The sequence below is a fragment of the Eubacterium sp. BIOML-A2 genome, assembly GCF_009680135.1.
GTDB lineage: Bacteria > Bacillota > Clostridia > Lachnospirales > Lachnospiraceae > Faecalicatena > Faecalicatena contortus_B.
The window spans coordinates 14,702-38,455 of the sequence record NZ_WKZK01000030.1 but is presented as its reverse complement, the minus strand read 5'-3'; the positions used below and the strand labels follow the sequence as shown (position 1 = coordinate 38,455).

Annotated in this window: 19 protein-coding genes; 16 read left to right on the top strand and 3 right to left on the bottom strand. The window is 46.8% G+C overall.

The genetic code is table 11. The features are described from left to right. The first annotated feature begins 211 nt into the window (after nucleotides 1-211). A complete protein-coding gene (locus GKG43_RS12095) occupies nucleotides 212-772 on the top strand; it encodes a manganese efflux pump MntP family protein (RefSeq protein ID WP_025657839.1) in 561 nt (186 codons plus the stop codon). Between the two features lies 1 nt (nucleotide 773). On the opposite strand, the gene GKG43_RS12090 is transcribed toward GKG43_RS12095, so the two are convergent. Both GKG43_RS12090 and GKG43_RS12085 read right to left on the bottom strand, forming a co-directional pair. Continuing rightward, entirely contained in the window at nucleotides 774-1,646 is an 873-nt protein-coding gene (locus GKG43_RS12090) for a metallophosphoesterase (protein ID WP_117441146.1), read from the bottom strand. After that, complete coding sequence (locus GKG43_RS12085) at nucleotides 1,643-2,536, bottom strand: DUF4474 domain-containing protein (protein ID WP_243125853.1); 894 nt, start codon at nucleotides 2,534-2,536, stop codon at nucleotides 1,643-1,645. The genes GKG43_RS12090 and GKG43_RS12085 overlap by 4 nt, the downstream gene beginning before the upstream one ends. Nucleotides 2,537-2,706: 170 nt before the next feature. On the opposite strand from GKG43_RS12085, the gene GKG43_RS12080 reads away from it, so the two are divergent. Both GKG43_RS12080 and GKG43_RS12075 read left to right on the top strand, forming a co-directional pair. Next, on the top strand, nucleotides 2,707-3,672 hold the full coding sequence (locus tag GKG43_RS12080; protein ID WP_243125852.1) for an SDR family oxidoreductase: 966 nt from the start codon (nucleotides 2,707-2,709) through the stop codon (nucleotides 3,670-3,672). Beyond that, nucleotides 3,672-4,979, top strand: coding sequence for a dicarboxylate/amino acid:cation symporter (locus GKG43_RS12075; RefSeq protein ID WP_129879147.1), 1,308 nt, complete (start codon nucleotides 3,672-3,674; stop codon nucleotides 4,977-4,979). Before GKG43_RS12080 ends, GKG43_RS12075 begins: the two co-directional genes overlap by 1 nt. A gap of 422 nt (nucleotides 4,980-5,401) precedes the next feature. Here GKG43_RS12075 and GKG43_RS12070 read toward each other — a convergent pair whose 3' ends face one another. Beyond that, on the bottom strand, nucleotides 5,402-5,887 hold the full coding sequence (locus GKG43_RS12070; RefSeq protein ID WP_050642652.1) for a cytidylate kinase-like family protein: 486 nt from the start codon (nucleotides 5,885-5,887) through the stop codon (nucleotides 5,402-5,404). A gap of 596 nt (nucleotides 5,888-6,483) precedes the next feature. Here GKG43_RS12070 and GKG43_RS12065 point away from each other — a divergent pair. The 13 genes from GKG43_RS12065 (at nucleotide 6,484) to GKG43_RS12005 (ending at nucleotide 23,754) form a co-directional block, all read left to right on the top strand. Continuing rightward, entirely contained in the window at nucleotides 6,484-7,029 is a 546-nt protein-coding gene (locus tag GKG43_RS12065) for a hypothetical protein (protein WP_129879146.1), read from the top strand. Between the two features lie 71 nt (nucleotides 7,030-7,100). Then, nucleotides 7,101-9,257, top strand: a complete 2,157-nt coding sequence (gene secD / locus GKG43_RS12060) for a protein translocase subunit SecD (RefSeq protein WP_129879145.1) — start codon at nucleotides 7,101-7,103, stop codon at nucleotides 9,255-9,257. Nucleotides 9,258-9,404: 147 nt separating this feature from the next. Then, entirely contained in the window at nucleotides 9,405-11,144 is a 1,740-nt protein-coding gene (locus tag GKG43_RS12055; protein WP_243125851.1) for an LCP family protein, read from the top strand. A gap of 29 nt (nucleotides 11,145-11,173) precedes the next feature. Further along, nucleotides 11,174-13,180, top strand: coding sequence for a nucleoside-diphosphate sugar epimerase/dehydratase (locus tag GKG43_RS12050; RefSeq protein WP_347562031.1), 2,007 nt, complete (start codon nucleotides 11,174-11,176; stop codon nucleotides 13,178-13,180). A 20-nt stretch (nucleotides 13,181-13,200) separates the two neighbouring features. After that, nucleotides 13,201-14,403, top strand: a complete 1,203-nt coding sequence (locus GKG43_RS12045) for a DegT/DnrJ/EryC1/StrS aminotransferase family protein (protein WP_129879144.1) — start codon at nucleotides 13,201-13,203, stop codon at nucleotides 14,401-14,403. 135 nt (nucleotides 14,404-14,538) lie between these two features. Further along, nucleotides 14,539-15,234, top strand: coding sequence for a sugar transferase (locus GKG43_RS12040; RefSeq protein ID WP_129879143.1), 696 nt, complete (start codon nucleotides 14,539-14,541; stop codon nucleotides 15,232-15,234). Between the two features lie 13 nt (nucleotides 15,235-15,247). Then, nucleotides 15,248-16,471 (top strand): glycosyltransferase family 4 protein, encoded by a 1,224-nt coding sequence (locus GKG43_RS12035; protein ID WP_129879142.1) that lies wholly within the window; start codon nucleotides 15,248-15,250, stop codon nucleotides 16,469-16,471. A gap of 16 nt (nucleotides 16,472-16,487) precedes the next feature. After that, nucleotides 16,488-17,573: a glycosyltransferase family 2 protein gene (locus GKG43_RS12030; RefSeq protein ID WP_129879141.1), complete on the top strand. Its 1,086-nt coding sequence runs from the start codon at nucleotides 16,488-16,490 to the stop codon at nucleotides 17,571-17,573. Nucleotides 17,574-17,603: 30 nt separating this feature from the next. Further along, nucleotides 17,604-18,998, top strand: a complete 1,395-nt coding sequence (locus GKG43_RS12025; RefSeq protein WP_129879140.1) for an O-antigen ligase family protein — start codon at nucleotides 17,604-17,606, stop codon at nucleotides 18,996-18,998. Beyond that, complete coding sequence (locus tag GKG43_RS12020; RefSeq protein WP_129879139.1) at nucleotides 18,995-20,113, top strand: glycosyltransferase; 1,119 nt, start codon at nucleotides 18,995-18,997, stop codon at nucleotides 20,111-20,113. The genes GKG43_RS12025 and GKG43_RS12020 overlap by 4 nt, the downstream gene beginning before the upstream one ends. Before the next feature lie 136 nt (nucleotides 20,114-20,249). Further along, on the top strand, nucleotides 20,250-21,248 hold the full coding sequence (locus tag GKG43_RS12015; protein ID WP_129879138.1) for a glycosyltransferase: 999 nt from the start codon (nucleotides 20,250-20,252) through the stop codon (nucleotides 21,246-21,248). Nucleotides 21,249-21,259: 11 nt separating this feature from the next. After that, the gene (locus tag GKG43_RS12010; RefSeq protein WP_129879137.1) at nucleotides 21,260-22,285 is read left to right on the top strand and encodes a glycosyltransferase family A protein; all 1,026 of its coding nucleotides are present in this window, start codon (nucleotides 21,260-21,262) and stop codon (nucleotides 22,283-22,285) included. Then, nucleotides 22,285-23,754 (top strand): flippase, encoded by a 1,470-nt coding sequence (locus tag GKG43_RS12005; RefSeq protein ID WP_330377712.1) that lies wholly within the window; start codon nucleotides 22,285-22,287, stop codon nucleotides 23,752-23,754. Before GKG43_RS12010 ends, GKG43_RS12005 begins: the two co-directional genes overlap by 1 nt.

Below are 23,754 nucleotides of genomic sequence, written 5' to 3'. Positions count from 1 at the left end.
AAGTTTTCTTGATGTGATGGTAGAATATTAAGAGTTCGTGAGGGAGTAATTAGCGTAGTGCATACGTGGTAAGTCAACATACTGGCCGAGGAGGTCTGGCTTATCTTAATTAATGAGACTCATGTACAGTTTATTTGCTGTACATGTGTCTCTTTTTATGTTGCAGCGCAGGCTGGCACGTGGGAAGGTTCACAAAGGAGGAAGATGACAGATGGGAATTCTTGAATTGTTTTTATTGGCGGTAGGTTTATCAATGGATGCTTTTGCGGTGTCTGTCTGTAAGGGGCTGGCGATGCCGAAGATTACCGTGAAAAAGGCTTCCGTGGTAGGGGTGTGGTTTGGTGGATTTCAGGCGCTGATGCCGCTGGTTGGTTATTTTCTAGGGGTGCAGTTTAAAGATAAGATTACGGCTATTGATCATTGGATCGCTTTTATTCTGCTGGGCATCATCGGATTTAATATGGTCAGGGAGGCGCTGTCCCCGGGCTGCGAGGCGGCCAGTGATGAGCTGGATGTCAAAACGATGTTCGTTCTTGCTGTTGCAACCAGTATAGATGCACTGGCCGTTGGTATTACTTTCGCTTTTCTTCATGTAGATGTGATATCAGCGGTCTCCTTTATCGGAGTGACGACCTTTCTTTTATCCGCAGCCGGCGTGAAGATCGGAAATGTCTTTGGAACAAAGTATAAGGCGAAAGCGGAGCTGGCGGGGGGCGTAATTCTGATTCTGCTGGGATTGAAAATTCTGCTGGAGCACCTGGGGGTTCTGTAAATCAGAAATCCCAGCTTTCCCCCAGCTTTTCTCGCGCAACATACAGGGTGCGGTCTTCTCTGGTGCGCAGCGTCCATTTTACCAGCGTCAGGCGCCGGTTTTGAATTTCAATGCAGGTGATGCACCTGGGGTGTACACAGCTGCCGGTATTGAAGTAGGGAGAGGCATCCGATCCGGTCATGGGGCGGTGTGTATGGCCTGCTATGAGTACTTTCTGTTCCCTGAGCGCCCAGTCGGAGAGACGCTTTTCTACTTTTTTCTTCCTGGAATAATTCCTGGCGGCACTCGTTGGATCGGAGACCCCAAGCGCCTCCAGCGGTTTCCAGAGGTACCGTACGAGAAATCTTGCGGCCGCGCTGCCCGTACTGTTCAGAAAATCAGCCTGGTGTCCGTGGGTCAGATACAGATCTCTCCCATGTTCCATATCTTTTAATATCATCCCCTGAAGATAGCACATATCAGGAAAGAGAGGGACTTCGTCCGCCTGTCCGCTGGCATGGTATGTGGAGCAGTGCTTTCGGCAGTAGCCGCAGTGGCGTTTGCTCTGATCATGGTTTCCGTAAAGCATATACAGCCGCCCCTTGTTTTTAAATTCCCGGAGCAGCCAGAACACATTGCTGTGAATGTCTATAATCCTGGAAAATGACCTGTTTTCCCACAATTCATCTCCGTCACCCAGTTCAATATATGAAAATCCCCTCTCATAATAGTAATTTAGGGCCGCAAAATAGAGGTTCTGATTCTTTAGAAAATTGTCGTTGTGATCGCCGGTGCCACGATGACAGTCGCTGATGAGCACAAAGCGGGAGGTACTGTATAAGGGAATCTCCAATGCGTCTGAAAAGGCACGGGAAATCCTCTGATACCAGCTCATAAGTGCCTCCTGGTTCTTTTTCCGATTCTGCGGATGCGAAGTGTCTTCCGAAATAGAAAAGGAGACAGATAATAGAGGAAAAGAAGCCTGTCAGCAGTGCTGTAAAATGGCCTGGTTATCCAGAGGTACAGCCGGCAGGCAAACCTGGATTTCCACAATACATAGCTTTGTACCCAGGTATCCCACGGGACGCCCGGCACCTTGGGGTCAGTGAGGTGAAATTGTACGGTAGTGCCGTAGACCAGGATTTCACTGTCTTTATAGCCCAGCCCAATGAGGGCACGGGTAAAAGCGCGGCACATAGATTCCTCCGGAAAAGTCAGTACCGCCTCCAGTAGCAGATCCTCCGGCTGCGTACAGGTACCCATGACAAATCCCCCCGGCCGCCAGTGAGTCTGGGACAGATTGAAAAACGGGCATTCTGGTCCCATCAGCCTGAGCCGGACAGGCAGCATTTCATCCGGTTCTGCGGCTGGAAAGATTGTCTGGCGCCGCAGCGCAGGCGGTACGATGGTATCTGCATGGTAGATTCCAGCCTCGGCTCCAGTACTGATCCCATACTGCCCCTTCCAGAACTCGATCAGCCAGGTCTTTCCCCGATAATTAAAGTAGACGGGCTCACGGTCAAAAACCATGTTTGCAGACAGGGCTGTCTGGTCGTAAAATTCTCCGCAGCCGGATTCTTTTTGCCACGCGTCCGTACTGGTAGTAAAAATATCCTGTACAAACTGATATGTGAAGCCGAAAGGTTCCGCGAGTTCATTTAGGAGACTGCATTTTTTCGTGCAGGACATTTTCCGGACCTTTGTCAGGCTCCGTTTTCTGCGGATGCAGAAAAACGCGCAAAGTAAGAGCAGTATTACAATGAAAGAAGTGATGATAAGATACATACGCAAAATCCTACAGTGATTCTTCCTATATTATATGCAAAATTCTGTAAAATGGCCGTAAAACCTTGAAATTTGGGGAAATCCCATATATAATACACGGGTTGTGGATATGACAGGAACAGTGTGCAGCGAGGAATCAATTGAGGACTTTACGGAAGGGAGAAGAGCGAATGGGATACGACTATGGGAAAATCTGGGTTGCAGGCGCGTCCGGACGTGTAGGTACGATGATACACAATATGCTGGATATGCGGGATGTTGAACTCCTGGAGACAGATGTGGAGGAACTGGACATTACTTGTGCAGCTGATGTGAATTTGTTTGGCAGCAGAAATCGTCCGAACACAATTATTAACTGTGCGGGAATGACGGATGTACAGGAATGTGAGGATAATATAGAAGAGGCCTACAAGGTAAACGCATTGGGTGCGAGAAACCTAAGCGCCATTGCAAGAAAAATTGATGCAAGGATCATTCAAATATCAACAGATGATATTTTCTGGGATAACAGCTGCAGGAGTTTTCACGAGTTTGATACGCCAAATCCGAGAACGGTCTATGGAAAATCAAAGCTTGCCGGGGAAAATTTCGTCAAAGAACTGGCGCCTAAGCATCTGATAATCAGAAGCTCCTGGGTATATGGAAAGGAAGGGCATAACTTTGTAAATTCCATTATAGAGCAGGTTCAACATGGCGGCATTATCGAGGCTGCCATCAATGAATATGCATGTCCCACCAGCGCAAGGGAGCTGTGCAAGGTAATCCTGCGTCTGATCAAGGAAGAGCAGGAGGGAATCTACCATGCAGTCTGCAGCGGGTCCTGCAGCCGCTATGAACTGGCGCAAGAGATACTGCGGATCATGGGCAGACAGGATGTTAAGCTGGAACCGGTAGAACTGGAAGAACCTGGGCAAGAGACTTGCAGGTATACAGAGAACTGTGGAAGCACGTATATCCAAAGTGCATCCAGCAACTCATGCACTTCGGGCGGATTCGCAGAAAACTGCGGAATAAGGTATACCATTCTGGATAATATGATGCTTAGGATGTGCGGAATTGAAGAGCCGGGACCGTGGCAAGCCGCACTGAAAGAGTATTTACAGGAGCTTAACCTGCAGGAAGGAGCGGAAATTTAATGGAAGAGACAAAGAAGAAAAAATTTGGTCTTACGACATTGATTTTCATCAGTCTGCTGCTCGGTGCGGCGGCAGGGATTATACTCCACTATCTGGTGCCGGCAGGATATACCAGAGATACCGTTATCATTAACGGGATCTTTTATGTGGTCGGCAATGGATTTCTCAGGGCCATGCAGATGCTGGTTGTACCGCTTGTGTTTTGCTCTCTTGTCTGCGGCAGTATGGCGATAGGGGATACAAAGACGCTCGGGAAGGTGGGCGTTAAGACGATTATTTTTTATCTGTTTACTACGGCAGCGGCGATCACGTTGGCACTGGGGATCGGCAATCTGATCAATCCTGGAGTGGGGTTGGATATCAGCAGCGTGGAAAAAACAGAGACAGCAGCTGCAGAGGCAGTCAGTTTTGCGGATACTATCCTGGAAATAATTCCGAAAAATCCGATACAGGGATTGGCGGAAGGGAATATGCTTCAGATTATATTCTTTGCTATATTTGTGGGGATTCTGCTGGCGAAAAGAGGAGAGCGCGCAGCGTCTGTTTCTCAGTTCTTTGCCCAGTTCAATGACCTGATGATGGATATGACGATGGCGGTGATGAAGGCCGCCCCGATCGGGGTGTTCTGCCTGATCGCAAAGACCTTTGCCGGAATCGGATTCGATGCATTCATTCCCATGCTCAAATATATGGCGGCGGTATTTTTAGCGCTGCTGCTGCAGGGGTTCGGTGTATACCAGATCCTGCTGAAAATATTTACAGGGCTGAACCCTGTTAAATTCGTAAAAAAGTTCCTGCCGGTTATGGGATTTGCATTCTCTACGGCAACGTCCAATGCTACTATACCGCTATCCATAGAAACGCTGGATAAAAAAATGGGAGTGTCCAAAAAGATATCCTCCTTTACGATACCGCTTGGAGCAACGATCAATATGGATGGAACAGCAATCATGCAGGGAGTGGCTGTCGTTTTTGTGTCCCAGGCCTTTGGAATCAGCCTGTCGCCGGCGGATTATATTACGGTGATCGCAACCGCTACATTGGCGTCAATCGGAACGGCGGGAGTACCGAGCGTCGGGCTGATTACACTCTCCATGGTGTTCAATGCGGTCGGGCTTCCGGTAGAGGGAATTGCACTGATCATGGGCATTGACAGGATACTGGATATGACGAGAACGGCGGTTAACATAACGGGGGATGCGGTTTGCACAACTATCGTGGCACATCAGAATAAAGAACTGCGCAGAGAGGTCTTCGAGAGGGAGGGGGGACGCCCAGCGGACCGCAAGAGGAAGGATGCCCTGTGAGATGCGGGACGGAATGCGCGGCAAGGTCTGTGCTGTTTTGCAGGGCGACCCGCAGGCGAACCAGCAGTAGGAGAAAAAAGACAGGATTGCAGAGAACCAGAGACATTCACCGCTTAAGCTGATGCTTAAGCGGCTCAGGTCTCTTTGGAAATTGCTTTGGAGAGCAATTTCCATCTCTGCAATCCTGTCTTTTTTCTCTTACTGCTGGTAAGCCTGCTCTACGCCCTGCAAAACAGCACAGACCTTGCCGCGCATTCCGTCCCGCATCTCACAGGGCATCCTTCCTCTTGCGGTCCGCTGGGCTGGTGCATCCTGGCGGGAGTGGGAGAAGCGAATTGAACTGGGGGACGGGGGATGTGCTGGACTCGGCAGGGCTGTGAAGCTATAATGGATAGCTTTTTTCAGGCGGTTAAACATTTTGTTTATATGTACTCTAGTTTTTCGAAGTAATGCATCAGGATGTCGGCGCAGTTTTCTACTCCTAGTTCGGAGGTGTCCAGGATCATGTGGTAGTCGTTTACATCACCCCAGGTTTTGCCGGTGTGTTCGTAGTAGTAGGCGGCTCTTTCTTTGTCGGTACTCTCGACTTTTTCTTTGGCTTCCTCGTGGGTGAGGGATTCCAGCTCCATGATGCGGGATATACGGTCTTCTTTGTCTGCGCAGACGAAAATATTCAGGACGTTTAGACGGTCTTTCAGAATGTCGGATGCGCAGCGGCCGAGGATGATGCAGGGGCTTTTGGCAAGTTCACGGATTGCTTCGGCTTCTGAGTCGTACATTTTGTCATCTATTGTATGTTCAATGTAGGCTTTGTCGTATACCGGGATGTTCAGTCGCTGGGACAGCTCATTTGCAATGATACTTGCTCCGGTACCAAAACGGCGGCTCATTGTAATTATTAATTTCATAGTTTTTCCTCCTTCGTGTATACACTTGGGTTTGGCTTATGGGTCTATGTGTTTCCTTATTATAACACTGATGTGCGGAAAAGTGTAGATTTTATTGCTTAGAAATCTTAGTATTCGCGGGTGGGGGACGCTGAGAAAAAGGGGAGGAAGGTTTCTGCCGGGGCTGTATATGCCGTTTCGGAAACCGGCCGTCCGCTAAGAATCCGTAGAAGAAAAAGCGGGAAAAACAGAGGGATCAGCGGCATGCAACCCGAAATTTGATAATTTCGGGTCTTAGGCCGCCTCGGAATTTGATGCGGACATCAAATTCCGCCCTCTGTTTTTCCCGCTTTTTCTTCAACGGATTCTAGTACGGACTTTAAGGCTTCCGAAACGGCATATACAGCCCCGGCAGAAACCTCCCTCCCCTTTTTCTCAGCTGGTGCATCCGGGCGGTAGGATTTAATTTCTAAGGAGGGAGTAAATCCGGGAGAGGCATATGTGTGTTTCTTTGGTGTTGCTTTGTCTTCTGAGGAGGGGATAAATGATATGTGAGGGACTTGTATTTTTAGAAATTTGGTGTTGTGATAAAAGGGGAGGGAGGTTATAATGGGGCTGTGACAGAAATCGGCGGGAAAGGCGGGAAGGGCATCGTGAAGAACAGGAATCAGAGAGCGGCTGTGGTTGTTTTGATTGTTTGTATGGTGTTTTTTGCGGCTTTGGAGAGCGTTGGCGGATTTCGGGCGGGCTGTCGGAACGAAGGGGGCGGTGCGCTGCAGTCTGCTGCAGCTGTTTTGGGAAACGATACATGTGCAGAGCGTTTGGGAGAAGGATTCCGGGCTGGCGGATGTGGGTATGCGGGGCAGCGGATGGACGGGGGAGACAGCCTGCGTACGGGGAGTTTGGATTTTATGCCTGCTTCGGAAGCGAAGGATACGGTTTTTATGCGCGGCGGCAGGATGGATGAGGATTCTACGGAGCCTTCTTTGTTTTTTGTTGAAGTCTTTCTTATATTAAGTGTTTTTCAATTTCTTCTGGATGGCAGGACGTGGTCTGCGGTTCAGTCTTTTTGCATGGGTTTTCAGAATTATGCCATGCTTCAGGTTCATATTATCCAGCAGCGGGACGGGAAAAAGGGCCGGCTTACTTATTCTTTTTCATAATGAGTGTTCATAAGTGAAAATAGGGAGGATCCTCAGGGGATCATCTGGTTGAATAAGAGGAGGCTTATACTTTGAAAGAACATAAACGAAATATATGGATTGTGCTGTGTGTAACCGCAGTGTTTCTTTATGCTGCCATTTTCGGACTGGGCAGTGATTTTAAGGGTGCGGTAGATATGCGTTTTGGGATTGATATACGGGGCGGTGTGGAAGCGGTCTTTGAGCCGGAGGGTGTGACAGAGACTCCGTCTGCAGAGGATCTGGATGCGGCGAGAACGGTGATAGAAAACCGGCTGGATGCGCAGAATATTTTGGACAGGGAGGTAACTGCAGACAAGGAGCATGGGAATATTATTGTACGGTTTCCATGGAAGTCGGATGAGAAAACATTCAATCCGGAGGCTGCCATTGCTGAACTGGGTGAGACTGCGAAGCTGACCTTCAGGGACTCACAGGGGAATGTTCTGGTAGAAGGCAAAAATGTTGCGGACAGCAGTGTGGTTAAGAACAAGCAGACAGGAGAGTATGAAGTGTCTCTTGAATTTGATAAGCAGGGGGCAGAAGACTTTGCAGATGCCACGGAGAAGCTGGTCGGACAGTCCATGGGCATTTATATGGATGAGGAACAGATATCCAATCCAGTGGTCAGGGAAGCAATCAAAGGCGGGCAAGCCGTGATCAATGGCATGGGTTCTCAGGAAGAGGCGGAAACGCTGTCTGAAAAAATTAATGCGGGGGCGCTGCCGTTCTCTTTGAAGACGACGAACTATAATACCATCAGCCCGACGTTGGGAAGCGGGGCCCTTAAAGCGATGACAACGGCTGCGGCCACGGCCTTCATTCTGGTCTGCATTTTTATGATTTTATATTACCGGCTTCCGGGGATGATCGCCTGCCTGGCGCTGGTATTTCAGATGAGCCTTCAGGTTCTGGCTTTGTCTGTGCCCCAGTATACCTTAACACTGCCCGGGATTGCAGGGCTCATCCTGTCCCTGGGAATGGCGGTGGATGCAAATGTGATCATCAGCGAGCGGATCGGGGAGGAGCTGCAGAAAGGCTCCAGTATCCGGACGGCAGTGCGGCGCGGCTATAAGAATGCTTTTTCTTCCGTACTGGACGGAAATGTGACGACCGCGGCAGTGGCGGTGATCCTGATGATTTTTGGCTCGGGTACCATGCTGAGTTTTGGCTATACTCTGCTGACGGGGGTACTGATCAATCTGGCAGCAGGCGTATGGCTTTCCAGGGTCATGCTGAGTTCTGTGATTCTTTATCCGGGATTCCAGAAGCTCAAACTGTTCCGTGTGAAAAAGGAACGGAAAGTGATCGACTTTCTCGGCAAGCGTAAAGCTATCCTGATATTTACGGTATCCGTGCTGGTGGCCGGAAGCATTATAAGCGCGGTGAGGGGTGTAACGCTGGATACACAGTTTACCGGCGGGGTTATTTTAAAATATACCTGTGAGGGCACGCCGGATACGGAAAAAGCTGCCAAGGCAGTCGAAGGCGTATTAGATCGTCCTGTCAGCGCCCAGGCGGGAGAGGATTTTGTGTCTGGGCAGGAGAAGCTGGTTTTGAATCTGGGAGGCAATCAGGGTATTTCACCCCAGGAGCAGGAAAAGGTGCTGCAGCAATTGCAGGCAGTTCAGCCGGAATTAAACTATCAGTCATCGGAAACCTATGCGGTGGAACCGTATATCGGAGCCAGGGCTCTGAAAAATTCTGCAATTGCCATCGTTTTGGCCGCTCTGTTTATTGTTGTGTATATCAGGCTGCGTTTTTCCGCGCTGTCGGGCTTTTCTGCGGGAGTGTCGGGGGTGATTGCTCTTCTGCACGACGTTTTCATTGTATTTCTGGTATTCGGAGTTTGTAAAATACCCTTAAATGATGCGTTTGCATCAGTAACTTTGACAATAATCGGGTATTCTATTAACGATACGATCGTACTGTACGACAGAATACGGGAGCATATGAGCGGCCACACAAAAGAAGGCCTGGTTCCGCTTGTGAACAGGAGTATAACGGAAACATTAGGGCGTTCTGTTAATACGGCGTTTACTACGGTGCTGTGTGTGGCAATTGTACTGGTGTTTGCAATCTTTTATAATATAGAATCTATAAAAATATTTGCACTTCCTATGCTGATCGGCATGATCAGCGGCTGCTATTCCTCAATCTGCGTAGCCGGAGCGATCTGGGTTACCTGGAAGGAACGGAAAAAATCTTAATATTTGCATAATATAATATTAATAAGTTTCCATCCTGTTGCGAAAAATGTTGAAAAATGCTATTATGTTTTGGTATGTAACTTAGTTTTGCATATAGAAAGCATATAAATTATTGAAATAAGATAAAGAAATGGAAGGGGCATACCGATGGGCCAGAATAAAATGAGCGATAGCGAAAGAGAGGCATACAGGAGAGAGCAGGCCAGACAGCGCCGCAGGATGGAAGAAAAGCGGAAAAAGACAGTACAGGGGAATCCGGCCAAATCTGTGGCCAAAGGAGGCAAAAGCGGCGGTGGTAAGAACAAAGCTGCAAGGCCGGGAAGCAACGGCAGCAGCAGGAATGCGGTAAACAGCGGCAGACCCTCCGGGGGCACAGGTAAAGGCGGAAACGGCAAAAAAGGCGATTTCGGCAGGCGTCCGGCGGCAAACAAAGTGAGCAGGCAGGTAGGGCTCGTACTCTGCGCAGTTCAGCTGGCTGTAACGCTGGTGTTTATAGCTGCATTGTTTGTGCTGAATATGCTGCCCATGAAATATCTGGGGATTATTATTGCGGTTCTTGTATTACTCTGGGTACTTCCGCTGTCAAGCCAGTTGATATCTAAGAAAAAAGCAATTGCCGGAAAAGTGCTGAGCGTGCTGATGTCCATCGTGCTGATTCTGGGATCCTATTATATATTCAAGACAAACGGAACTGTAAAGGACATTAGCGGCGGCAATAAAAAAGTCGATAAGATGGTTGTTGCTGTACTGGCAGAAGACCCGGCAGAAAACATCAAGGATGCATCCGGCTACGACTTTGGCGTGCAATACGCGATGAAGGGCGACGATGTGAAATCTACGGTGGATATCATTAATAAGGAAGTGGGCAGCAGCATCTCGACGGTAGAATACAGCAGCCTGAATGAGCAGGCGCAGGCGCTGCATGACGGCGCCGTGGAAGCGATCATTTACAACGATGCCTATACGGCTATTCTGGAAGAGGCATTTACAGGATACAGCGACAGTGTTAAGATTATTTACACCCATGAAATAACAAGCAAGCTGGAGAATACTGCGGCTGACGTAAAAGTAGATGATGACTGCTTTACGGTTTATATAAGTGGAATAGATGTATTTGGCGCGATTGAGACTAACAGCCGAAGCGATGTGAATATCATTGCGGTTGTCAATCCGACGACGCATCAGATCCTGCTTGTAACGACGCCGCGTGATTATTATGTAGAGATTCCGGGTATTTCGGGCGGACAGCTGGATAAACTAACTCATGCAGGAATTTATGGGGTAGATGCATCAATGGCAACGCTGGCGAAGCTGTACGATACGGATATCGACTTTTATGCAAGAGTGAACTTTACATCCCTGGTACAGATGGTAGATGCACTCGGCGGTGTGGATGTCGTTTCTGAACAGGAATTCAACACCAGTTATGATTCAGGCCTTGAAATGTATGTGGCCCAGGGAGTTAATCATTTTAATGGACAGCAGGCACTGGCCTTCTCCAGAGAGAGACAGAATGTAGACGGCGGGGACTTCCAGAGAGGAAGAAATCAGCAGGCCGTCATCACTGCGATGATCAAGAAGGCGATATCACCGGCAATCCTGACAGGAGCAAACGGAATTCTGAGCAGCATCAGCGGGAATGTAGATACGAATATGTCCCAGGAGCAGATTCAGGAGCTCATTAAGAGCCAGTTGAATCAGCCGTCCGCATGGAATATCAAATCCATGTCGGCAACGGGAACCGGAGATGATCAGGAATGCTATTCCTCACCGGGAAGCATCCTCTATGTAACGCAGCCGGATCAGAATTCAATTAACGAGATTAAACAGGCCATCGACGCAGTGGAGGCAGGAGAAACGCTGCCGGATTCTGAAGTGGCACAATAAAATTCTAAGATACCGAGGAAAAGAATATGATGAAACTGTTAAAAAAGTGGGATCTTTCGATTATCTATAAAGCATTGCTTGTAGTTTTGGATATCGTATTTATCAATGCCAGTTCCTTTCTGGCATTGTGGATCCGCTTTAATATGCAGATCAGTGAGATACCTGCCGAATATTACACCTCTGTGCTGGATCTGGTCGTAGTTAATACGATTGTGACCGTTGTGATCTTTGCTGCCTGCAGATTATATACAAGCCTTTGGAGATTTGCGAGTATCAAAGAACTGGTATATGTGATTGAAGCCTGCCTGGCATCGGTTTTGTTTAATATTCTGGCCTATTATCTCACTTACAGGACCATATACAGGGGATATTTTCCTCTTTATGTTGTTGCCTTGTTTCTGCTTACCTGCCTGAGCCGGTTTTCATACAGGCTGGCAAGGCTCTTGTACCGGGGGAATATTCACGGGAGGCATGTGCGCAATACCATGATTATCGGAGCCGGCGAGGCCTGTAATGTGGTGATGAAAGAACTGGAACTTAGTACGGAGCTGGATGCAAAAATCTGCTGCGTAATCGATGATAATCCAAGAAAACGAGGTACATTTATCCACGGAGTTAAGGTAGTAGGCGGCAGGGAAGAGATCCTGCACAGTGCGGAAAAATACCGGATTAATGAAATCATCATTGCAATCCCAAGCGCAGATAAGCGGGAGCGGCAGAAAATCCTGGATATCTGCCAGAAGGTGCCGGACTGTGAGCTGAAGATTCTTCCCGGCGTATACCAGCTGGTAAATGGAGAAGTCAGTGTATCAAAACTGCGCAATGTAGAGATTGAAGACTTGTTGGGAAGAGATCCGATTCGAATTACGACGGAGAAAATCGGGCGGTATGTGTCCGGCAAGGTGGTACTGGTGACAGGCGGAGGCGGAAGCATTGGAAGCGAGCTGTGCCGCCAGATAGCGGCAAACGGTGTAAAACAGCTGATTATTTTTGATATCTACGAAAACAATGCCTATGATATCCAGCAGGAACTGAAAGCAAAATTTCCGTATCTGGATCTTGTGGTGCTGATCGGATCGGTCAGAAACGGAAGAAAGGTGAATAGTGTTTTTGCCCAGTACCGTCCCGATATTGTCTATCATGCGGCCGCGCACAAGCACGTACCGCTGATGGAGGACAGTCCCAATGAGGCGATCAAAAATAACGTCTTTGGAACTTATAAGGTAGCGCTTGCGGCGGACAGGTACGGTGTTGATAAATTTGTGCTTATTTCTACGGATAAGGCGGTTAATCCGACAAACATTATGGGCGCCTCCAAGCGGATGTGCGAGATGATTATCCAGGCCTTTAACAACCGTTCAAAGACAGAGTATGTTGCAGTGCGTTTTGGAAACGTGCTGGGCAGCAACGGAAGCGTGATTCCGCTGTTTAAGAAACAAATTGAAGCAGGTGGGCCGGTTACCGTGACCCACCCGGATATTATCCGCTATTTCATGACGATTCCGGAGGCCGTCTCACTGGTTCTGCAGGCAGGGGCCAGCGCTAAGGGCGGAGAAATCTTTGTGCTGGATATGGGCCAGCCGGTGAAGATTGTGGATCTGGCAAAGAACCTGATCCGGCTGTCGGGCTATACACTTGGAATGGATATTGAAATTAAGTATACCGGACTGCGGCCGGGAGAGAAGTTATATGAAGAACTTCTGATGGCAGAAGAAGGTCTGGAGAATACGGAAAATGAAAAAATACACATCGGAAAGCCGATTGAATTTGATGAAGAAGAATTTTTAAACGATCTGGAGGATTTATATCGTGAGGCATATGCGGAGACCGACCGTATGAAATATATTGTCCACAAGATTGTTCCGACCTATCATCTGCGGGATGCAGATATTATCAGGGATCAGCAGATACAGGCCGGATGGAATAAAGATTTTTCAGACACCCGTTCCAAACTGCCCAGCGCTTTTTTGGACAGAGGGATTGCGGATGCAGATATACGGACAGACAGTCCCAAATCCAGAAAAAACCTATCATAACAGGAAAGAAGGCACAAAATATGAAGGTACCATTTTCACCACCGGATATTACCGAAGAAGAAATTACAGAGGTTGCGAAGACCCTGCAAAGCGGCTGGATCACTACCGGGCCGCGGACCAAGGAATTCGAACGCAGAATCGCGGAATACTGCGGTACACGTAAGGCTGCCTGCCTGAATTCCGCTACCGCCTGTATGGAGATGACACTCCGCGTGATGGGAATTGGAGCAGGAGACGAAGTGATTACGACTGCATACACGTATACGGCTACCTGCAGCTGTATCTGCCATGTGGGGGCAGTTCCTGTTTTAGTGGATACGCTGCCCGGATCCTATGAAATGGATCCAGAGAAAGCGGCGGAGGCGGTGACGGAACGCACAAAAGCAATTATATGCGTGGATCTGGCCGGCATTATTTACAGCAGATACGATGAAATCTTCCGTATTGCCGAAGAAAAAAAACAGATCTACCGGCCGGCTAATGAGCGGCAGGAAGCGCTTGGCCGTATTCTTGTGATGGCAGACGCCGCCCATGCATTTGGCGCGCGCAGGGAGGGCAAAAAGTGCGGAGAGATTGCGGATTTCACCTGTTTTTCATTTCATGCAGTTAAAAACCTGACTACGGCCGAAGGCGGGGCGGTGACCTGGTCCGATACATTGCAGAAGGCAGGTCTGGACGCGGAAGGACTATACAGGGAATATATGCTTCTTTCCCTTCACGGGCAGTCCAAGGATGCTCTGGCAAAAACACAGGCAGGTGCTTGGGAATACGATGTTGTGGCGCCTTATTATAAGTGCAACATGACGGATATTATGGCGGCTATAGGACTGGTGCAGCTGGAGCGGTATCCGGAGATTCTGGAGAGAAGAAAAAAAATCATCGGCATGTACGATGTAGGGCTGGGGCAGAGCCCGGTGCAGGTGCTGACACACTATGGAGAGCATCATCAGTCCAGCGGACACCTATATCTTGTACGTGCGCTTGACAAATCACGTGAAGAGTGTAACAATATTATCACAGAATTGGCAGAAGCTGGAATTGCATCCAATGTCCACTACAAACCACTTCCGATGCTGACCGCCTATAAGCGGATGGGATTTGACTTGCAGGACTTTCCGAATGCTTATGCACAGTTTGAGAATGAAATTACGCTTCCGCTTCATACATGCCTGACTGATGAACAGGTGCAGTATGTGTCCGAAACATTTCGGGCGCTGCTATGAGCGCAGATATAGCATTACGATAGAATAGAGATCCAATGTGAAGAGTCCTCCGGGACTTGAGATATGATGAAGGATGTATTAGAATGTTATGACAGGGCAAAGCAGCCGTTATTCTTACAATCAGGAGTTAAAAGAATGATCAGATGGGAACAGCTGCCGGATTCAATGAAGAACAAGACACTCCGGCCTTATTATGATAAATTGAAAAAGAAGAAGATTAGTCTGTGTATGAAACGCATCATGGATCTTCTTTTTGCATTAGTTTTGACCGTTGTTTTAGTGCCGGTCATGGCTGTGCTTGCACTATGGATAAAATTGGACAGCAGAGGGCCTGTCTTTTACAGACAGGAGCGGATTACACGATATGGGAAACCATATCGTATTTTCAAGTTCAGGACTATGGTCGCAGATGCGGATCAAAAGGGGCCTTTAGTCACCGGCAAGGCGGACAGCCGCATTACCAGGGCAGGAAAGATGCTCCGCAAATGCAGGCTGGATGAGCTGCCGCAGCTTTTTAATGTACTTACCGGGGACATGTCTTTTGTTGGAACCAGGCCGGAAGTAAGAAAGTATGTGGAGCAATATACCGAAGAGATGAAGGCAACGCTCCTCCTTCCCGCAGGGATCACATCCCGTACCAGTATTATCTTCAAGGATGAGGATTTGATGATGGAAAAATATCGGAGGGAGACGGGAAAATCGGTAGACGAAGTATATGTGGATCATATACTTCCCGTGAAAATGAAATATAACCTGCAGTATCTCCGGAACTTTCATTTCTGGGGAGATATCAGGGTAATGATAGATACAGTACTGGCAGTGATAAAGTAGAGGGGGATATACGATGAAGAAGATAGCAGTCATTACAATGGGGGTAAGACTGGACGGAGAAAAAGGCTATACCCGGTTTCGCTACCTTTGTGATTTTCTGACAGAAGCGGGATATCAGGTGGATTTGATAACGACCACATTCCAGCATTGGGAAAAATCCCAGAGGGATATGGAAAAGATTAAAAAAGAGGATTACCAGTTCGGGATCAAGTTTATATATGAGCCGGGATATAAGAAAAATGTGGATCTGAAAAGAATCCGCAGCCATAAGATCGCAGCAAAGAATCTGACGGCTCTGTTGGAGAAAGAAGGGGACTATGATCTTCTCTATACGGAAATTCCCCCGAATGATGTGGCGCTGGCGGCAGCCGAATACGCAAAGCGGCGGGGGATTCCATTTGTGGCGGATGTAAACGACCTTTGGCCGGAGGCCATGCGGATGGTGCTGGATATTCCCGTGGTCAGTTCCATTTTATTCCATCCACTGCAGAGAGATGCAGAAAAGGTTTATTCCCTAGTATCGGGAGTCATCGGCACATCGGATGAATATAGAGACAGGCCGTTTCAGAACCAGAAGAGGGAAGTGCCTAAGGCCACGGTTTATGTAGGCAATGAGATCTCAGAATTTGATAAAGGCGCCGAGGAGAATGACTCTCTGGTTACAAAGGCGGAACGTGAATTCTGGGTGAGTTATGCCGGTACAATCGGAACCAGCTATGACATCCGTACCATGGTGCTGGCAGCGGAAGAATTGGCAGGAAGAGGCAGGCAGGATATCCGGATCAAGATACTGGGCGGCGGACCGATGAAAGATGAGTTGGAAGCGCTGGCGCGGGAACGCCAGATCTACAATGTAGAATTTGTTGGTTACGCACCCTATGATAAAATGGCTGCTTATCTGAAAAAGTCGGATATTCTGGTTAATTCTTTTGTAAGAAAGGCTCCGCAAAGCATTGTTACCAAGATCGGTGATTATCTTGCTGCCGGCAGGGCAATGATTAATACATGTATGAGTCCTGAATTCAGAAGAAAAGTTGAGGCGGACGGTTTTGGCGTAAATATCGAACCAGAGGATGTCAAAATCCTGGCGGATGCCATCGAAGATTTGTATGAGAATGAAGAAAAGCGCCTGGAAATGGGGAAAAAAGCAAGAAAGATTGCGGAAGAACAGTTTGACAGGCCCAAATCATACAGAAAGATAGTAGAGTTAATCAGGGAACTGACAGAAAAGAAGTAAATTGAGAGGTACATTTATGGATAAAAAAGAGGCAAAAACGCCTTATTTTTCTATCGTTATGCCCGCCTACGGTGTGGAGAAATATATAGACAGAGCGATTCAAAGCATACAGAATCAGACATTTGGCAATTGGGAGATCCTGGTGGTAGATGACTGTACTAAGGATGGAAGCGGAAGGATTGCAGAAAAATACGCCTCGGAGGACTCCCGCATCCAGGTGATACGCCATGAGGTAAACAGGGGCTTGAGCGCAGCACGCAATACCGGAACCAGGGCGGCACGCGGAGAGTACATCTGGTTTATGGATCCGGATGATTATGTGGATCATACCCTGCTGGCGCAAGTGTATGCCTCTATCGGGAAAAATCCAGCGGAGGTAGTGCTGTTCGGTCATATTGAAGAATACTATGATAAGAAGGGGCATCTCCAATATACACACCCTATCTGCCCAGAAGAACATTATTACCGGTCTGCTGAAGAATTCCGTCCCCATATAATAGAGCTGGAACAACAGACACTGTATGGGTATGCTTGGAACAAGTTTTATCTGCTTTCCTATATCCGGGAGCTGAAGCTGGATTATGAAAATGTCAGGCTGATCGAGGATATCGTCTTTAATATTAAATATTTTATGGATATAGAAAGAATGAATATTCTGCCCATTGTGCCGTATCATTACGGCAAAAGGATGGAAGCCAACCTGACGAATAAGTTTGTACCGGATTATTTTAAACTCCACAGGCAGCGGATTGAGATGCTGTTTGACCAGTTTTCCTACTGGGGGATCTGTACGGAAGCAGTCAGGAGTGTTCTGGGGAGCTTGTATGCAAGGTATATTCTTTCCGCTCTGGAAAGAAACTGTGACAGACGTTCAGGCATGAATCATGCACAGCGGTATAAGTGGTGCAAAGGGGTGTTTGCCCAGGGCCTGTTCAATGAATTGATTCCGATGGCACGGGCAAAGGAAAGCGTGACACTTCGGACTGCACTGATGCTGTTCCGCTGGAAGAAAGCAATCCCATGTTTGATGATGGGGAGGGGGATCTATATGGTAAGGAGATTTCTGCCTATGGTTTATTCGAGGGTGAAATCAGGACGTTAATGTGTTTTAAAAATAACTGCAAGGAGAATTATGACACAGAATAAGAGATTTAAACAGGTACTTTTTATATTTAAGATGTATTATATGATTTATTTACTGCTGGCTTTCAATGCCTTTGTAAACGGCACTGTATGGATGAAATATGCGACGATATTATCGGCGGTCTTGGGAGCGGTGCTGGGGCTCTGGATGCTGAAGGATTACCGCCTGTATCTAAAGGTTCCGAATCTTTGGCCCCTGGCTGCGTTCTTACTGAGCGCGGTATTCAGCGCGGTTATGAATATAAGGTATGGATATCTGGAGAATATAGAAGGCCTTGTATGGATGTTTATCTCTTTATTTATTATATATATACCGACCTGTACGTATAGTAGGGAAGAGGTATTGAAGGAATTGAAAATTACGGCGGTGGTATATGTAGTTTACTGCACCGTTGTTCATATAATCAGCCTTTCTATGGTATATTGGGGCAGAAATATGGGATATACAGACCCTCTGGGGACGGAGCATATTGTAGGGTTCAACTGGGGGCGGCTTTGGGGAATCTACGACGAACCGAATAGGGGATCTGTTATTGCTCTGGCAGCAGTTTTTCTGGCAGTCTATCTTTTCTGGATATCCAAAAGGAAAGCCGGGAAAGTATTCTGGGTTTTCAGTATCATTGTGCAGTTTCTGTTTCTTGTGTTTTCCGATTCCAGAACCGGGGAAGTAGCTTTGGCTGCTGGTCTGTTTGTAATGGCAGGTCTCTGTCTGTACCGCCGGTTTGGAAAATGCAGAGGAAGGGCGGCGGCAGCGTTCGCTGCGGCGCTGGTGATCGGATTAGCAGCAGTGGCGGGAACCATGGGATTCAAACAAATTTATAATACGGTAGATAAAAAAATAGAAGCAGTCCACAAGGAAAAGAAAAATATTCCAAAGAAGAGCATCTCAGGACGGAAAGCGATCGGACGGAAAGCTGATCTTGCAAATGACCTGAGTAATGGCAGAATGGGAATTTGGGAAAGCGGTCTTGAGATCATAAAGGCATCTCCGGTATACGGCGCCAGTTACCGCAATATTACGGAATTTGCAGAGGACCGGTTTCCGGAAACATATCTTGTGAAGAATTCTTTGGGAATCAAATATGACTCTATGCACAGCATGGTGGTGGATACGGCTACGGCACAGGGCGCTTTGGGCATAGCAGCGCTTATATGGCTCATGGTTAATACGCTGTTGTATATGAAGAGAAAGGTAAAGGGAGCGCCACCTGATGTCTTCAGACCTGCGGTGGCTGTTTTCACGGTAATGGTTTCTATTTCGGCGGCGGCCACGGTGCTTTCCACGATCTTTTATGTGAATTCACCGGAGACATTTTGTTTTTGGCTGTGCTTTGGATATTTCATTGCCCTGCTACAAACAGGGCATAAGGAAGAGGCAAAATGAAAAAGGTTTTAATTGGATTTATTATGGATGGTACAGGCGGAGGGATTGATGGATATCTGCTTAATTTTCTGGAAACCGCCGGGGAAGAGGATGTGCAGATGGATTTCCTTACCAACCATATCGATGAGGGGCTGCGGCAGCGGCTCGAAAAGTATCATTCCCGTTTATTTGAGATTCCCAGCCTGCGCCACCCTTTTAAACAGTATGCAAAGGTGTGCCATTTGATCCGGAATAACCACTATGATATCGTTTATTTAAATATATCTACGGCAATAGATTGTGTGGCAGCTCTGGCAGCAAGAAAGTGCATGGTAGAGAAACGGGTCCTGCATTGCCATGCCAGTGGGAATGACTGTGCAAATTCACTGAAACGACTGGTCTTTAACAGCATTCATAAAATATGCAGACTGTTTTTGTACCGGACAGGCACCGAGTTCTACGGTGCTTCCAGACTGGCCGGAGAGTGGGCATTTCCGAAAAGAATCGTGGATTCGAATCGTTTTCATGTAGTAGTGAGTGGAATTGATACCCAAAAATATACATTTAATCAACACATCAGGGATGACGTGAGAAGGGAACTACAAATAGAGGACTCTTTCGTGGTCGGTCATGCTGGTACGTTCACCTATGTGAAAAATCATGGATTTCTTCTGGAAGTATTCCGGGAAATCTATAAAAAAGATTCCAAGGCCGTTCTTCTGCTGATCGGAGCAGGAGAGGAAATGGAAATCATAAAAAAGAAAGTGCGGCAGTATGGGCTGGAAAGCGCGGTGCGTTTGACAGGCTGGAGGAATGATGTGGACAGGCTCCTTCAGGGCATGGATTTTTTTGTTCTTCCGTCTCATTTTGAGGGTCTTTCCATGATCAGTCTGGAAGCACAGGCTGCGGGGCTGCGCTGTGTATTAAGCAGTGGTGTGCCCGAAGAGGCAAAGATCAGCAGGGAGTGTTATTTTCTTCCGTTAAGCGCAGGTGCTGATAAATGGGCAGAATTTATATTAGCTCACAGGGAATATGACCGAAATAACGTGAAAATAGATATGGACAGCTGTTTATTTGACCTTAATGCCCAGAAGGCTGTTCTGAGAGGAATATTATACCCAAAGGGCACCCCATAACTCATGCCCTGCGGGCGGGTCTGCGGAAAAGCCGCAGATTAATATATAGAATGGCGGCAGCTGTTTCTGGATTTGAACAGCTGAGAACCATAAAAAACTGGTGATAAACTCTGCCAGGAAGTGAGGAAATATACACATGGTATTGGTAAGTGTTGTAGTTCCTGTGTATAATGTGCAGGATTTTCTTGAAAAGTGTGTAAAAAGTATAAAAGCACAGACATATCAGGAGTTGGAAATTATACTGGTGGACGATGGCTCCACGGATTGCAGTAATGAGATGTGTGACAAATTTGCACAGGAAGACTCCAGAATTCGGGTGATCCATAAAAAAAACGGGGGACTGAGCGATGCGCGAAATGTGGGGGCAGGACTGGCGGCAGGAAAATACCTTTTTTTCCTGGACAGTGATGACTATGTGGACAGCAGGCTAGTTGAAAAAGCGGTGGGGGCAGCAGAAAAATTTGACAGCGACATCGTATATTTTGATTATAAACGGATGGAACCAAACGGGGATGTTGAAGTATGTGACTGTAATCTCCCGGAGATGTGTCCTATCAGCCTTAAGACGAACCCGGAGCTGATGCTGCAGACACTTTCTGTGTGTGCGAAACTGTTCCGCCGGGACTTTTTTACAAAAACAGGATTGTTTTTCCCGGTAGGATACCGCTACGAGGATCTGGGTACGATTCCCAAATTAGTTCTCACGGCAGACAGTGTTGTATATTTAAGAGAACCGTTGTATTATTATATGATAAGGGAAGGCTCTATTACCACCGGCACGGAGGACGAAAAGAATTACTCCCATAGAAAAAAAATGGTGGAGGGGGTTCTGGACTATTATCGGGAAAAAGGACAGTTTGAGACTTTCCACAGGGAACTGGAGTATCTGACATTTTATAATATGTATTTTATTCCTGCCAGGGAAATGATATATCATGCCAGGAAAAGTCCCTATGTGAAAAAGTGCAGGGATTTGACCGTAAAACTATTCCCCGGGTTTCGAAAGAATCCTTATATAAAAAATATGGGCAGGAAAGAAAAAGTACAGTTCTGGATACTGGAAAAGCGGCAGTTCTGGATGATGAATGTACTGTCCTGGGCGAGAAAACAGTCGGACAAGATGAGAAGACGATAGGAGAAAAGACAATGGATAAGGTATTATCAGTAGTTATTCCATCATATAATGTGGAACGTTTTTTAAGGCAGACACTGGATTCTTTTCTGGATAAAAGAATATTGAAGGATATAGAAGTGTTGATTGTAGATGACGGCTCTTCGGACGGTACGGCTGCAATAGGAAAAGAATATGAGAACAGATATCCGGACAGCTTCCGCCTGATTTCGAAGAAAAACGGCGGGCATGGTTCTACAATTAACCGGGGGATAGAGGAATCCAGGGGGACATATTTTAAAGTCGTCGATGGGGATGACTGGGTTGATACAGAGGGATTTGTCTGTATGGTGGAGAAACTGAGAACGTGCAGCGCAGACTATGTTGTATGTAATTATTACGAGGTGGATGATCAGACAAAAAAGAGGACACCGCGTGAGTTTAAAATGCTGCAAAGGGAACAGGGCAGCGGGGAATACTGGGATTTTAGTGAGATTGTTACAAGGACACAGATCCCAATGCATTCGCTGGCAATCCGTTCGGCAATTCTCAAGGAACATCATATCCGGCTGGATGAGCACTGTTTCTATGTTGATGTAGAATATATTTTGTATCCGGTTCCTTATGTGGAAAAGGTTGCTTTTTTTGATATTTATGTGTATATGTACCGTCTGGCTCAGGCGACACAGAGTGTCAGCATGCAGGGGTATCAGAAGCACATACAGAATCATATAGATGTGATCATGCATCTGACAGATTTTGTTACGGAATATGCAAAACAAGAGGGCAGCCAAAAAGAAAAAATAGAGTATATATCAAAACGGATTGCGGAGATGGTAGGGGAGCAGATTACGATCTTCATGAGTTATCCGGTTGAGAATGAGGAGATGAAGCAGAAGTTTATAGAGTTTGACCAAGAACTGCTCTCTAAAAATCCTGAGATATACAGACTGGCGGGGCAGGAGAGCGGAACGTTAAGTCTTTTGCGGCGGACGGGGTTTAAGGGATATAAGACGATAGTGAAAATGGGGAAAAAGAGAAACGGGATGGAGGAAGCATAATGGCCCTGAAGGTAAATTCGGTGAAGTTTAACTTCATTATGAATTTCATACTGACGGCATCTTCTATTTTATTTCCGTTAATTACCTTTCCTTATATATCCAGGACACTTTTAGCGGCAGGAAGCGGAGCGGTATCGTCGGCAGCATCGGTGCTGACATATTTCGCGATGTTTGCATCGCTTGGGATCCCAACTTATGGAATCCGTGCCTGTGCAAGAGTACGGGATAATAGGGAAGAACTGTCAAGAACCGTTCAGGAGCTTCTTATCATCAATACGGTAACAACGGTGCTGACGTATGCTGCATTCTTAATTCTCCTGGCTGTTGTCCCTAAATTTGCAGCAGAAAGAGAACTGCTTCTGATTAACAGTGTATCGCTGTTTCTTAATGTTATAGGAGTGTCATGGCTTTACAGTGCATTGGAAGAGTATGGGTACATTGCAAGCAGAACTTTGATTTTTAAAGTGATATCAATCGTATTCATGTTCCTGATGGTAAAGAGCCCGGATGATTATATTGTCTACGGCGCTATCAGCGTGTTTGCGGGAGGCGGTTCTTATGTGTTGAATTTCCTGCGTTTACGCAGATATGTGGATTTAAAAAAGACACAGCGCTACCGTTTTAAAGAGCACTTAAAACCGATTATGATTTTTTTCGCCACTTCAGCGGGAATCAGTGTATACACGAATCTGGATACCGTTATGCTGTGGATGATGAAGACAAATGTAGATGTAGGATATTACAATGCAGGCATTAAAGTGAAAACAGTTTTGACCACTCTCATTACATCATTAGGGACGGTACTTTTGCCCAGGTTATCCTACTATGCAGAAACAGGAAATAAAGAAGAATTCTACAAGATTATAGCAAAAGCCTGTAACTTTGTTGTACTATTAGGTACTGGGGTAACTATTTATTTCTGGATGTATGCAAAGGAGTCTATCCTACTGCTGGCCGGAACAGATTTCTACGGAGCTATTGCACCCATGAAATATCTGATGCCTACGGTGATTTTAATTGGACTTTCTAATATAACGGGGATACAGGTGCTTATACCTACAGGGCGGGAACAGAAAGTCCTATATTCTATCCTTGTCGGTGCAGCAACTGATTTTGTTTTAAATTTAGTGTTGATCCCCTATATAGCGTCAGACGGTGCAGCAATTGCAACTACCGTGGCAGAATTTGTCGTGCTGTTGGTACAATGCGTCTATTTGAAGGATACGCTTTCTAAAATTGTAAAAGATATCAGTATACGGAAAGTGTTGGTCGCGTCTGCGCTTGCAATGGCTGGTGGTGTGGTTGTACAATTATTGAATATTAAGAATCTATTTTTGGAGCTGTTCGTATCGGCAGTAGTGTTTTTCGGGATATACGGGGGAATGCTCGTAATGCAGAAGGAAAGTTTTGTATGTGAGATATTAGAAAGCAGTTATCAAATGATAAGGAATAAACTGAACAGGAGATAG

Bases quoted from the DNA above. Each gene is read 5' to 3' on its own strand.
- GKG43_RS12045 (WP_129879144.1), top strand. From the start codon at position 13,201: ATGAAGGTACCATTTTCACCACCGGATATTACCGAAGAAGAAATTACA.
- GKG43_RS12030 (WP_129879141.1), top strand. From the start codon at position 16,488: ATGGATAAAAAAGAGGCAAAAACGCCTTATTTTTCTATCGTTATGCCC.
- GKG43_RS12020 (WP_129879139.1), top strand. From the start codon at position 18,995: ATGAAAAAGGTTTTAATTGGATTTATTATGGATGGTACAGGCGGAGGG.
- GKG43_RS12040 (WP_129879143.1), top strand. From the start codon at position 14,539: ATGATCAGATGGGAACAGCTGCCGGATTCAATGAAGAACAAGACACTC.
- GKG43_RS12085 (WP_243125853.1), bottom strand. From the start codon at position 2,536: ATGTATCTTATCATCACTTCTTTCATTGTAATACTGCTCTTACTTTGC.
- GKG43_RS12070 (WP_050642652.1), bottom strand. From the start codon at position 5,887: ATGAAATTAATAATTACAATGAGCCGCCGTTTTGGTACCGGAGCAAGT.
- GKG43_RS12075 (WP_129879147.1), top strand. From the start codon at position 3,672: ATGGAAGAGACAAAGAAGAAAAAATTTGGTCTTACGACATTGATTTTC.
- GKG43_RS12015 (WP_129879138.1), top strand. From the start codon at position 20,250: ATGGTATTGGTAAGTGTTGTAGTTCCTGTGTATAATGTGCAGGATTTT.
- GKG43_RS12005 (WP_330377712.1), top strand. From the start codon at position 22,285: ATGGCCCTGAAGGTAAATTCGGTGAAGTTTAACTTCATTATGAATTTC.
- GKG43_RS12090 (WP_117441146.1), bottom strand. From the start codon at position 1,646: ATGAGCTGGTATCAGAGGATTTCCCGTGCCTTTTCAGACGCATTGGAG.
- GKG43_RS12035 (WP_129879142.1), top strand. From the start codon at position 15,248: ATGAAGAAGATAGCAGTCATTACAATGGGGGTAAGACTGGACGGAGAA.
- GKG43_RS12050 (WP_347562031.1), top strand. From the start codon at position 11,174: ATGAAACTGTTAAAAAAGTGGGATCTTTCGATTATCTATAAAGCATTG.
- GKG43_RS12080 (WP_243125852.1), top strand. From the start codon at position 2,707: ATGGGATACGACTATGGGAAAATCTGGGTTGCAGGCGCGTCCGGACGT.
- GKG43_RS12010 (WP_129879137.1), top strand. From the start codon at position 21,260: ATGGATAAGGTATTATCAGTAGTTATTCCATCATATAATGTGGAACGT.
- GKG43_RS12055 (WP_243125851.1), top strand. From the start codon at position 9,405: ATGGGCCAGAATAAAATGAGCGATAGCGAAAGAGAGGCATACAGGAGA.
- GKG43_RS12025 (WP_129879140.1), top strand. From the start codon at position 17,604: ATGACACAGAATAAGAGATTTAAACAGGTACTTTTTATATTTAAGATG.
- GKG43_RS12095 (WP_025657839.1), top strand. From the start codon at position 212: ATGGGAATTCTTGAATTGTTTTTATTGGCGGTAGGTTTATCAATGGAT.